Annotated in this window: 9 protein-coding genes and 1 pseudogene; 2 read left to right on the top strand and 8 right to left on the bottom strand. The window is 59.4% G+C overall.

Going from position 1 to position 10977, the window contains the following annotated elements:
- Positions 1 to 101, bottom strand: a pseudogene (locus FEZ21_RS09800) (electron transfer flavoprotein subunit beta/FixA family protein); the annotation flags it as partial.
- A 617-nt stretch (positions 102 to 718) separates the two neighbouring features.
- On the opposite strand from FEZ21_RS09800, the gene FEZ21_RS09795 reads away from it, so the two are divergent.
- Positions 719 to 2383 (top strand): electron transfer flavoprotein-ubiquinone oxidoreductase, encoded by a 1665-nt coding sequence (locus tag FEZ21_RS09795; RefSeq protein WP_003442427.1) that lies wholly within the window; start codon positions 719 to 721, stop codon positions 2381 to 2383.
- 448 nt (positions 2384 to 2831) lie between these two features.
- Here FEZ21_RS09795 and FEZ21_RS09790 read toward each other — a convergent pair whose 3' ends face one another.
- A complete protein-coding gene (locus FEZ21_RS09790; protein WP_003442430.1) occupies positions 2832 to 3725 on the bottom strand; it encodes an AraC family transcriptional regulator in 894 nt (297 codons plus the stop codon).
- A 179-nt stretch (positions 3726 to 3904) separates the two neighbouring features.
- On the opposite strand from FEZ21_RS09790, the gene calA reads away from it, so the two are divergent.
- Positions 3905 to 4957, top strand: a complete 1053-nt coding sequence (gene calA / locus FEZ21_RS09785) for a vanillin reductase (RefSeq protein WP_003442432.1) — start codon at positions 3905 to 3907, stop codon at positions 4955 to 4957.
- A gap of 79 nt (positions 4958 to 5036) precedes the next feature.
- On the opposite strand, the gene FEZ21_RS09780 is transcribed toward calA, so the two are convergent.
- The 6 genes from FEZ21_RS09780 to FEZ21_RS09755 all read right to left on the bottom strand — a co-directional run bounded on the left by FEZ21_RS09780 (position 5037) and on the right by FEZ21_RS09755 (position 10963).
- Entirely contained in the window at positions 5037 to 5828 is a 792-nt protein-coding gene (locus FEZ21_RS09780) for an IclR family transcriptional regulator (protein ID WP_003442435.1), read from the bottom strand.
- A 97-nt stretch (positions 5829 to 5925) separates the two neighbouring features.
- On the bottom strand, positions 5926 to 7236 hold the full coding sequence (locus FEZ21_RS09775) for an MFS transporter (protein ID WP_003442438.1): 1311 nt from the start codon (positions 7234 to 7236) through the stop codon (positions 5926 to 5928).
- A gap of 108 nt (positions 7237 to 7344) precedes the next feature.
- Entirely contained in the window at positions 7345 to 8493 is a 1149-nt protein-coding gene (gene dgoD / locus FEZ21_RS09770; RefSeq protein ID WP_003442443.1) for a galactonate dehydratase, read from the bottom strand.
- 38 nt (positions 8494 to 8531) lie between these two features.
- Positions 8532 to 9161, bottom strand: a complete 630-nt coding sequence (locus FEZ21_RS09765) for a 2-dehydro-3-deoxy-6-phosphogalactonate aldolase (RefSeq protein ID WP_003442445.1) — start codon at positions 9159 to 9161, stop codon at positions 8532 to 8534.
- Between the two features lies 1 nt (position 9162).
- The gene (locus FEZ21_RS09760; protein WP_160626962.1) at positions 9163 to 10152 is read right to left on the bottom strand and encodes a 2-dehydro-3-deoxygalactonokinase; all 990 of its coding nucleotides are present in this window, start codon (positions 10150 to 10152) and stop codon (positions 9163 to 9165) included.
- Positions 10153 to 10396: 244 nt separating this feature from the next.
- A complete protein-coding gene (locus FEZ21_RS09755; protein ID WP_003442449.1) occupies positions 10397 to 10963 on the bottom strand; it encodes a DUF1285 domain-containing protein in 567 nt (188 codons plus the stop codon).
- Positions 10964 to 10977 lie beyond the last annotated feature (14 nt).

The following is a 10977-nucleotide window of genomic DNA, read 5'->3' as shown; positions in this document are numbered from 1 at the left end:
GACATCTTGACGTTGGCGAGGTCAACGCCGGAGTTGTCCGCTTTGACGCGAACCTTGACGTTGTAATCGACCACTCGTTTGACAGCTACAAGAACCTTCATGGATTCCTCGTTACTCTCCGGTGAAAAGAAAGTCGCCTAGGCGAACCTGGCGGTTGATGCTCATCGCATAGGTTCTGCTGAAGCTTCGTTGTGGCCACGACGATAGTTCACAACGAAGCGTCAACAGACCCTGGGGCACCTCCAAAGATCGTTGCTGTGCCCTTCTTATAGAAAGAATGACGAGCGCCAAATTCTTCCCTTGCGAGCGTCTCTGCGGGGTGACTAGCAAGTCATCCACCAAAAGGACGTGTAAACTCCGCTCAAAAAATGGCAGGCTCCTACAGGCTCGTGCCTGGCCCTGTCTTTAGAGGTGCTCTTGAAACCAATAATCAGCCTACGGCGAGCGCAAAACCGACCGTATCTTGACCGGAACGCCTTTTGCGGTCAATACAGCAAATCCGCCACTTTTGAGCCGTGCTTCTTTGATTTGTCTGGCCTGCAGCAGATTCAAACAAACGTTTGTATTGGACCCTGCTAGTGGTGTAGATATAATGCCGCCCCTAGAGAGAGCGGCGCGTCATCCATTGCTTCTTCCGCACGCGGCGCAGGGAATAATGGATGAAGTGCCAAACCTCCAATTAGAAAAATACCGTTGAGCCTTGAGTAGGAGAGAACCTGTGGAACGCGAATACATGGAATTCGACGTGGTCATCGTCGGCGCCGGCCCTGCCGGTTTGTCCGCCGCCTGCCGTTTAAAGCAGAAGGCCGCCGAAGCCGGTAAAGAAATAAGCGTCTGCGTGGTTGAAAAAGGCTCCGAAGTCGGTGCTCACATTCTGTCCGGTGCAGTGTTCGAACCCCGTGCCCTGAACGAATTGTTCCCGGACTGGAAAGAACTGGGTGCTCCTCTCAACACCGCGGTCACCCGCGACGATATTTATGTACTGCGCAGTGACAGCACCGCAACCAAGGTGCCTGACCTGTTTGTGCCTAAAACCATGCACAACGAAGGCAACTACATTATTTCCCTGGGCAACCTGTGCCGCTGGATGGCACAACAAGCCGAGAACCTGGGTGTGGAAATCTACCCGGGCTTCGCTGCCCAGGAAGTCCTGTTCGATGAGAACAACGTAGTTCGCGGGATTATCACCGGTGACCTGGGTGTTGACCGTGAAGGCAACCCGAAAGAAGGCCTGTACACCCCCGGCATGGAACTGCGCGGCAAGTACACCCTGTTCGCGGAAGGCTGCCGCGGCCACCTGGGCAAGCAACTGATCGAGCGCTACAAGCTCGACAGCGAAGCCGATACCCAGCACTACGGCATCGGCCTCAAGGAAATCTGGGAAATCGACCCGGCCAAGCACCAGCCAGGCCTGGTGGTTCACACTGCCGGCTGGCCGCTGGACATCATCAGCAGCGAAAACACCGGGGGTTCGTTCCTGTACCACCTGGAAAACAACCAGGTAGTGGTGGGTCTGATCGTAGACCTGTCCTACAGCAACACCTTCCTGTCGCCGTTCGATGAGTTCCAGCGCCTCAAGCATCACCCGGTACTCAAGCAGTATCTGGAAGGCGGCAAGCGCATCAGCTACGGCGCCCGCGCCATCTGCAAGGGCGGCCTGAACTCGCTGCCAAAAATGGTCTTTGACGGTGGCGCACTGATTGGTTGCGATCTGGGCACCCTGAACTTCTCCAAGATCAAGGGCAGCCACACCGCAATGAAGTCCGGCATGCTCGCAGCCGAGGCGGTGGCTGACTCCCTGCTCGGTGGCTCCGAGGGCGGTGATGCACTCAACACTTATGTTGAAGCCTTCAAAGCCAGCTGGTTGTTCGACGAACTGTTCGCCAGCCGTAACTTTGGCCCGGCACTGCACAAGTTCGGCCCTATTGTGGGGGGTGGTTTCAACTGGCTCGACCAGAACATCTTCGGCGGCAAACTGCCGTTTACCCTGCACGACACCAAGCCGGACTATGCCTGCCTGAAGCTGGCCAAAGACTGCAAGCAGATCGCATACCCGAAACCGGACGGCAAACTCAGCTTCGACAAACTCAGCTCGGTGTTTATCTCCAGCACCAACCATGAGGAAGAGCAGCCGTGCCACCTCAAGTTGCGCGATGCGAGCATTCCGATCAACGTCAACCTGCCGCTCTACGACGAGCCTGCCCAGCGTTACTGCCCGGCCGGGGTGTATGAAGTGATCACTCAGGAAAGCGGCGAGAAGCGTTTTCAGATCAACGCGCAAAACTGTGTGCACTGTAAAACCTGCGACATCAAAGACCCGTCGCAGAACATCACCTGGGTCACCCCGGAAGGTGGCGGCGGCCCGACTTACCCGAACATGTAAGTCGTTTATCGCCCACTAAAAAGGCTCCCCCGGGAGCCTTTTTAGTGGGCGATAAACAGCAAAACCCTGTAGCAGCGAGCTTTGAGGGCGCCGAAGAGCTCGCGAGCAAGCTCGCTCCTACAGAGGAATGTGCAGATGCGCTTTAGCTCCCCACATCTTCATGCCCGCTCGACCACCTGCAACACCATACAAATCAAAACCGACTCCCCCCCCTTGTAGGAGCGAGCTTGTCTCGCGAGCTTTGAAGGCGTGGAAGAGCTCGCGAGACAAGCTCGCTCCTACAGAGGAATGTGCAGATGCGCTTTAGCTCCCCACATCTTCGTGCCCGCTCGACCACCTGCAGCACCATACAAATCAAAACCGACACAACAGCTTGTCTCGCGAGCTTTGAAGGCGTGGAAGAGCTCGCGAGCAAGCTCGCTCCTACAGAGGAATATGCAGTTGCGCGTCAGCAGCCCGCGCCTTCATGCCCCGGACTGCGCTCGAAGTAGCGTTTGTACTCGCGACTGAACTGCGAGGTGCTTTGATAGCCAACCCTCTCTGCTACCTGTGCCACTCCCAGCCCTTCGCTCAGCAGCAACTGCTGGGCCCGCAACAGGCGCAGGCGTTTGAGGTACTGCACCGGCGACAGCAAGGTACTGCGCTTGAAATGCTCATGAAAGGTGGACGCGCTCATATTGGCGCAGCGGGCCAGCGTCTCGACATTCAACGGTTCGGCAAAGTGCTCGTGCAAGTGACTCAGCGAGGCGGCCACCCGGGCGAATTGCCCCTGTTGCTCGACCAGCGCCCGCAACACTCCGGCCTGGGGACCGCGCAAGGCGGCAAACAGCACCTCGCGCAATCGCGCACGACCCATGATCCGGCACTCAAGCGGGTCATGCAGACACCGCAACAAGCGCTCCACAGCCTGGCGCATTTCCTCATCCAGCACTGCCGAGGTCATGGACTCCGGAGTCTGCGCCACCGAACTGCGCTCAGGGTCCAGGCCCATGGCCAGCACCAGTTCGCCCAATACCGCACGATCAATACTGATCGCCACCCCCAGCAATGGCATGTCCTCGGAGGCGAAGGTTTCACACTCGAAAGGCACCGACAGCGCCTGTACCAGGTAGTGGCCGGCACCGTACTCCAGGGTGCGTTGCCCCAGATAGGCCAACTTACTGCCTTGGGCGATCACCATTAGACTAGGCTCATAGATCTGCGGCATCCGGGCCACGGTATTACACGCCGAGACCACCCTCACCTCAGGCATCAAGGTATGGACAAAACCCAGCCGGGTCGCCAGAGGCTTGATAAGCGATACCAGCACGGCGTTCTCATCGCGGTGACGAGTCAGAAACATGAAATAAGTTCACAAGAGGAATAGACAGCCGCATCTTCGCAGAACTGGTCATTAAAGCGACAGTTCATCCGCGTCGCCGGAGGAATAGGCATGACAGACGGAGGAATCGTCATAGTCCTGCAAGATTTGTAAGCGCAAAATTGCCCCCTGTTCACCGTTAACGCTTTTCGAGGTTCCCCATGTACAACGCCATCGGTTATGCCACACAGACACCTACCGCTCCCCTGACCCCCATGAAGTTCACCCGCCGCGATCCGCGGCCGGATGATGTGGCCATCGAAATCCTGTATTGCGGTGTATGTCACTCCGACATTCACCAGGCACGCAACGACTGGGGCTTTGCTGTTTACCCGGTAATGCCGGGCCATGAAATTGTCGGCAAAGTTACGGCTGTCGGCGACAAGGTCACCAAACACAAGGTCGGCGATCTGGTCGGCGTGGGCTGCATGGTTGATTCGTGCCGCGAGTGTTCAGCGTGCAAAGAAGACCTGGAACAATACTGCCTTGAAGGCGCGACCATGACCTACTGCACCCCCGATCGGGTGGATGGCAGCAACACCATGGGCGGCTACTCCGACAGCATCGTGGTCAGCGAACACTTCGTGGTACGTATCCCGGAAAAACTCGACCTGGCCAGCGCGGCCCCACTGTTGTGCGCCGGCATCACCACCTATTCGCCGCTGCAGCACTACGGTGTCGAAGCTGGCGATAAAGTCGGCATTCTGGGCATGGGCGGCCTGGGCCACATGGGCATCAAGTTCGCCAAAGCCATGGGCGCCGAAGTCACCCTGTTCACCCGTTCTGAAGCCAAGGCTGCAGAGGCCTACCGTCAAGGTGCCGACCACGTGATCGTGTCCACCGACCCGCAGCAGATGAAAGCGGCGGCTGACAGCTTCGACTTCCTGCTGGACACCATTCCGGTACCACACGATCTGAACCCGTACCTGGAAACCCTGCGCTTTGACGGGGTACACATTCTGGTCGGTCTGATCGAACCTGTTGAGCCAGCCCTTAATGCGTTCAACCTGGTGTTCAAGCGCCGCGTACTGGCCGGCTCCCTGATCGGCGGCATTGCTGAAACCCAGGAAATGCTCGATTTCAGTGCCGAACACGGCATCACCTGCGACATCGAAATGCTCGATATCAAAAACATCAACGAAGCCTTTGAACGCGTGGTTAAAGGCGACGTGAAATACCGTTTCGTGATCGACATGAAAACCCTGAAGGCTTAAGACTCACCTTCTGTCTGTAGAAAACCGGCCTGCCTGCGATGCCATCGCTGGCAAGCCGGTTGCTGCAGTGGGGATCGGGTCAGCCGACAGCCCCGAGCTCCGCCGATATCTGCTGCGCGGCCTGGGTAACGACCGGGATCAAACCGGTCATTTTCTCCAGTGACATATACGGCACGGTGCTGGCGATACTGATGGCAGCCACGATTTTGCGGCTGGCATCGCGTATCGGTGCAGCTACACAACGAATCGAAGGCTCGTTGTCTTCCAGGTCAAACGCATAGCCCCCCGCCACATAACTGCGCATGCGCTGTTCAAACTGTTCCCACGACACTTCCTGATGTTCCGGCCACAACGGGTTTTTGCCATCGGCAGGATGGCTGGCTTCGTACAGGCGTCGCCACTCTCCCAACGGCGCATCCAGCAACATCGCCTTGCCGATCCCGGTACGTGCCAGCGGCATGCGGTGCCCTACCCGCGAACGCATCTCCGGGCCATTGCGCCCCGGATTTTTATGCAGGTACAGCACCTCGTCGCCTTCGCGCACCGCCAAATGGATGGTATCGCCGGTCAGCAACGACAACTCATCCAGGTACGGCCCGGCCAGCGTCACCAGCGGCACCTCTTCCCGCGCCTGAAACCCCAGTTCGATCAACTTGGGCCCGAGCAGATAACCCACTTGCGGCAACACCCGCAGGTAACGCTCGTCCACCAGGCAACTGGCCAGGCGATGGGTCGTACTGCGCGTCGTGCCAATCGCCCGGGCGATGTCTTTGAGGTCGCGCGCACCATTGGCCACGGCGTGTACCACCGCCAGACCGCGAAGTAGGGTTTGCGTGCCGGTGGGTGCAACTTTCGGGGAGTCGTCCTGCATAGCCAGCCTTTGCTTTAAGGAGAAGAACCGGGCGGCATTATGGTCGCCCGGTTGTCTGACGGCTAGGGTCTGTTGAGGTTTGCCTGTGGCCCCGCCCCTACAGTTCGATCCGCTCAACTTTGCCTACCAGCAGGATGTAGGACAGCGCACCCAGCAACGCCAGCACCGAGATGTAGGTGATGGCCGGGGCAAACGAGTCGCCGGTGGCCAGAAAACCGATCACGATCGGGGTGGTGATGGCCGACAGGTTGCCGATGAAATTGAACACCCCGCCGGTCAGTCCCAGCAGGCGGGCCGGGGCCAGGGTCGAAACCAGCGACCAGGTAATCGATGCCAGGCCGTTACCGAAAAACGCCAGCGCCAGAAACGCAATCACCAGCGGCGTCGAGTCGACAAAGTTGGCGCCGATGATTGACGTTGAAATCAGCAGCCCGCCAATGATCGGCAGCTTGCGGGCAAAGCCCACGGAGTAGCCGCGACGAATCAGCCAGTCGGAGAAGAACCCTGAACACAGCACGCCCACAAACGCTGCCAGAAACGGCAAGGAAGCCAGCAAACCGGACTTGATAAAGTCCATGCCGCGATATTTCACCAGGTAAGTGGGAAACCAGGTCAGGAAAAACCACAGCGTCGAGTTCAGGCAAAACTGCCCCAGATAAATCCCCCACAGCTTGCGCTTGCTGAGCACGATGCCCAAGTCCAGCCAACTGAACGGTGCCTTGCGCTTGGCGGTCTGGCTCTGGATATCCACCAGCCCGCCACCCTCACTGATCAGCTCGATCTCAGCCTGATTGACGCCCTTGAAATCCCGCGGCTCGCGGTACACCGCGTACCAGATCACCGCCCAGATAATCCCCACCACACCGGTGCTGACAAACACCATGTGCCAACCCCACTGATGCTGCAGCCAGGCCAGTACCGGAGTCAGGAACGCCAGCCCGACAAACTGCCCCGAGGTGTAGAAACCGATGGCCGTGGCGCGCTCGCGCTCGGGGAACCAGGTGGTCACCACCCGGCTGTTGATCGGATACGCCGGCGCTTCCAGGGCGCCCACCGCCATGCGCAATACAAACAGTGCGATAAAACTGGCAGCGAAACCGAGCATCACCGTGGCCACCGACCACAGCAGCAGCGCCACGCTGTACAGGATGCGCGGCGGCACCCGGTCTACCAGCCAGCCACCGGGGATTTGCATGGCCGCATAGGTCCAGCCGAAGGCCGAAAAAATCAGCCCGACATGTACCGGATCCAGCCCCAGATCGGTGGTCAGTGCCGGCGCGGCAATCGACAGGTTGCTGCGGTCCAGATAGTTGATCACCACGGTAATGAACAGCAGGACCATGATGAAAAAACGCTTGCGGCTCGGCGTCACCAAAGACGCAGGCGCGACAGTGCTTGAAGATGACATGGGCATGCCTCTTTTTTATGGTTATTGAGGTCGTTTCAAATACAGGGTCCGACACCCCTGTGGGAGCTGGCTTGCCAGCTCCCACAGGTATTGCATCAGATCAGGGACTTACCACTCGGCAAAGCTGCCATCGGCATGGCGCCAGATCGGGTTGCGCCAGCGGTGGCCAACCAGCGCGCGCTCGCGCACGTATTCTTCGTTGATCTCGATACCCAGGCCCGGCCCATTGGGGATTTTGACGAAGCCTTTGTCGTAGTCGAACACCGCCGGATCCTTGACGTAATCCAGCAGGTCGTTGCTTTCGTTGTAGTGGATGCCCAGGCTTTGCTCCTGGATAAACGCGTTGTAGCAAACCGCATCCAGCTGCAGGCACGCGGCCAGCGCAATCGGCCCCAGCGGGCAGTGCAAGGCCAGCGCTACATCGTAGGCTTCCGCCATGTTGGCGATTTTGCGGGTTTCGGTAATACCGCCGGCGTGGGAAGCATCGGGCTGAATGATGTCGACATAGCCTTCACTGAGCACGCGCTTGAAGTCCCAGCGCGAGAACAGCCGCTCGCCCAGGGCAATCGGGGTGCTGGTCAACGGCGCCAGCTCTTTGAGGGCCTCGTAATTTTCGCTGAGCACCGGCTCTTCGATAAACATCAGCTTGTACGGGTCCAGTTCCTTCATCAGCACCTTGGCCATGGGCTTGTGCACCCGGCCATGGAAGTCCACGCCGATCCCCACGTTAGGGCCCACGGCATCCCGCACCGCGGCCACGTTGGCCAGCGCCAGATCGACCTTTTCAAAGCTGTCGACAAACTGCAGCTCTTCGGTACCGTTCATCTTTATCGCCGTAAAGCCGCGGCTGACCGCTTCTTTGGCGGCCCTGGCCGTGTCGGCCGGACGGTCGCCGCCGATCCACGAATACACACGGATCTTGTCCCGCACCTGGCCGCCCAGCAGGTCGCTGACCGACACCCCCAGCGCCTTGCCCTTGATGTCCCACAGCGCCTGATCGATACCGGCCAGTGCGCTCATGTGCACCGCGCCGCCACGGTAAAAACCGCCGCGATAGAGCACTGTCCAGATGTCTTCGATATTGCGCGGGTCTTTGCCGATCAGGTAATCCGACAATTCATCCACCGCAGTCGCCACGGTGTGGGCCCGGCCTTCGACTACGGGCTCGCCCCAGCCGGTGACGCCTTCGTCGGTCTCGATTTTCAGGAACAGCCAGCGCGGCGGGACCAGATAGGTAGTCAGTTTGGTAATTTTCATCGTCTTGTCTCTCTTGTTCGATGGGGCGCAAGCGCCTTTCAGTCAGCCTTGCGCCGGGCATTCCAGGCCTGCACATAAGCTTTGGCGGTAACCGCCACGTCCTCGGCACTCATGCCGGGCTTGAACAGCCCCGAACCCAGCCCGAAACCGGACACCCCGGCATCAAGGAATACCTGCATGTTGTCCGGGGTAATCCCGCCGACCGGGATCAGCAAAGTTCCTGCAGGCAACACTGCCAGCCAGGCCTTGACCACGGCCGGGCCCATTTGCTCGGCCGGGAACATTTTCAGTACATCGGCACCTTCGGCCAGTGCAGCAAAGGCTTCGGTCGGTGTCGCAACTCCCGGTGACAGGTACAGACCGGCCGCCTTGGCCGCACGCAACACTTGCGGGTCACTGTGGGGCATCACAATCACCTGCCCGCCCGCCGCCTTGACCAGCTCGACCTGGGCCGGGGTCAGCACCGTGCCGGCACCGACCAGACAGTCGGCAGGCAGGGTACTGCGCAAAATGCGGATACTTTCGTACGGCTCGGGGGAATTAAGTGGCACTTCGAGGGTACGAAAACCCGCGTCATACAGCACCTTGCCGATGGCCTGCGCCTCTTGTGGACGCAGCCCACGAAGAATGGCGATCAGTCCGTTTTTTGCCAGTGCTTGCTTGAGCATCTCAGCCCTCCAGTTGCGTGTGACGGAGTAACCCGGCGGCTTGGGCCAGGTGCCATAAACCTTGCTCGGTGGCCTGTTCAGCCAGGCGCACATCCGCGAACCCGCAGGCGGCCAGGGCCCGCTGGTAGCGTTCACAGAGTCGGGAATTGCCAATCAGGATGATCGCGGGCATCGGCGCTGCGCCTCGGCGCTCACGTACCGCGCCGCCCAACGCTGACAGCTCGTGGCCAATCAACAGGCCGGACACATAGTCGGGTTGCTGGGTGGGGCTCAACTGCCCGGTCAGCCCCAGAGTACGGGCGCTGAACAGGGTCGACAGCGGCCCGAGCCTGCCGTCGGGTGACAAGGCCACCTGTACGCCGCGATCAAAGGCTGCTGGATCAAACTGCTCGGAGCGCTGTTGGGTGCGCCCCAGAATTGTGTGTTCACAGACGGCGGCATAAAGCTCGCCGGTCATGAAGGTATCGAAGTGCACAAGATTGCCGTCCTGCACCTGCACCCATTTGGAGTGGCTGCCGGGCAAGCCGATCAAGCAGTCGTTGAGTTGCGGGAAACTTTGCAATACCCCCAGCACCTGGGTTTCTTCGCCGCGCATCACATTGGGCAAGGCTGAACGCTGGATGACACCCGGCACGATATGCAGGTCGACACCGCGCACGCTGCGTACCCTCTGCAAGGCCGTGCCCAGGGCATTGAGGCTGGCCGGGGTTTCCCGGTAAGGCGCTTCGCACCAGCCCTGGGCACTGCCGACCATGCCACAGGCAATCACCGGCACTCCCGGGTTGGCATCCAGCCAGTCGCCGCAGGCATCGTCGAACGCCAGCTCAAAGCCGTCAGCGCACCACTGGCCTGCGACCAGCCGGGCAGTGCCGGGCAACTGCATGATGCCGCAGGCCAGGGTGCGCACTTTCAGCACCTGGCCGGTGGATCCGAGTAAATACGCACGAAGGGAAGTTGTCCCCCAATCGAGGGCGATCAATTGCGCCTGCATCGCTTCACCTGTTTTGTTTTTAGCAGTGAATGCTGTGAATCAGTGCAGGCGACTATAAACCTTGGGGCGGCCAAATCTCAATATATAAATTGCACTCCCATATATAGGGATGGCAATGTATCCGTAGAATCCTTGTGGGAGCCGGCTTGCCGGCGATGCAACAGTGCGCAGGTCTGGTTCACCGCGCACAGGCAATCGCCGGCAAGCCGGCTCCCACAGGTTGTTACAGGTGTGGCGCAGGGATTCAGACCGGCTCGGGGCCTATAGGGAAGAACACGCCGCTGCTCCAGACCCCCAGCCAGCTCTGGCCGTCGATGGGCCGGGCAACCGCCAGCTCGATCAGTTGGTAGAACACATTGCGGTGGATCAGCGCTTCAAGGTTGCGCCGCACCAGCAGGTAGGGCGCGGGTTCCTGGGTGTCGGGGTCAATCACGATGCGCAGCGGATGTTCGCTGCCGGCGGTGATCTGTTCTTCAACATTGGTGGTAAAGCGCAGTACCTGCTGCTCGCCCTGCCCTTGAACCTCAAGCGTGACCGCCACAAACGGCGCGTCATCGACCTTGATCCCGACCTTTTCCACCGGGGTGATCAGGAAATAATCATCGCCGTCGCGGCGAATGATGGTCGAGAACAGTTTGACCATGGGCTTGCGGCCAATCGGCGTGCCCATGTAGTACCAGGTGCCGTCACGGGCGATACGCATGTCGATATCACCGCAGAATGCCGTATCCCATAGATGAACCGGAGGCAGGCCTTTGTCGGCTTTGGGAATTTGCGCCAACAGGTTACTGACGTCTACCGGCTCACTCATGCTGCTCTCCTGGT

It is taken from the genome of Pseudomonas sp. 9.1(2019) (genome assembly GCF_009910445.1).
Lineage (GTDB): Bacteria > Pseudomonadota > Gammaproteobacteria > Pseudomonadales > Pseudomonadaceae > Aquipseudomonas > Aquipseudomonas paraversuta.
This window is presented reverse-complemented; position numbering and strand designations above follow the sequence as displayed.

Bases quoted from the DNA above. Each gene is read 5' to 3' on its own strand.
- FEZ21_RS09755 (WP_003442449.1), bottom strand. From the start codon at position 10,963: ATGAGTGAGCCGGTAGACGTCAGTAACCTGTTGGCGCAAATTCCCAAA.
- FEZ21_RS09790 (WP_003442430.1), bottom strand. From the start codon at position 3,725: ATGTTTCTGACTCGTCACCGCGATGAGAACGCCGTGCTGGTATCGCTT.
- FEZ21_RS09760 (WP_160626962.1), bottom strand. From the start codon at position 10,152: ATGCAGGCGCAATTGATCGCCCTCGATTGGGGGACAACTTCCCTTCGT.
- FEZ21_RS09765 (WP_003442445.1), bottom strand. From the start codon at position 9,161: ATGCTCAAGCAAGCACTGGCAAAAAACGGACTGATCGCCATTCTTCGT.
- calA (WP_003442432.1), top strand. From the start codon at position 3,905: ATGTACAACGCCATCGGTTATGCCACACAGACACCTACCGCTCCCCTG.
- FEZ21_RS09780 (WP_003442435.1), bottom strand. From the start codon at position 5,828: ATGCAGGACGACTCCCCGAAAGTTGCACCCACCGGCACGCAAACCCTA.
- FEZ21_RS09775 (WP_003442438.1), bottom strand. From the start codon at position 7,236: ATGTCATCTTCAAGCACTGTCGCGCCTGCGTCTTTGGTGACGCCGAGC.
- dgoD (WP_003442443.1), bottom strand. From the start codon at position 8,493: ATGAAAATTACCAAACTGACTACCTATCTGGTCCCGCCGCGCTGGCTG.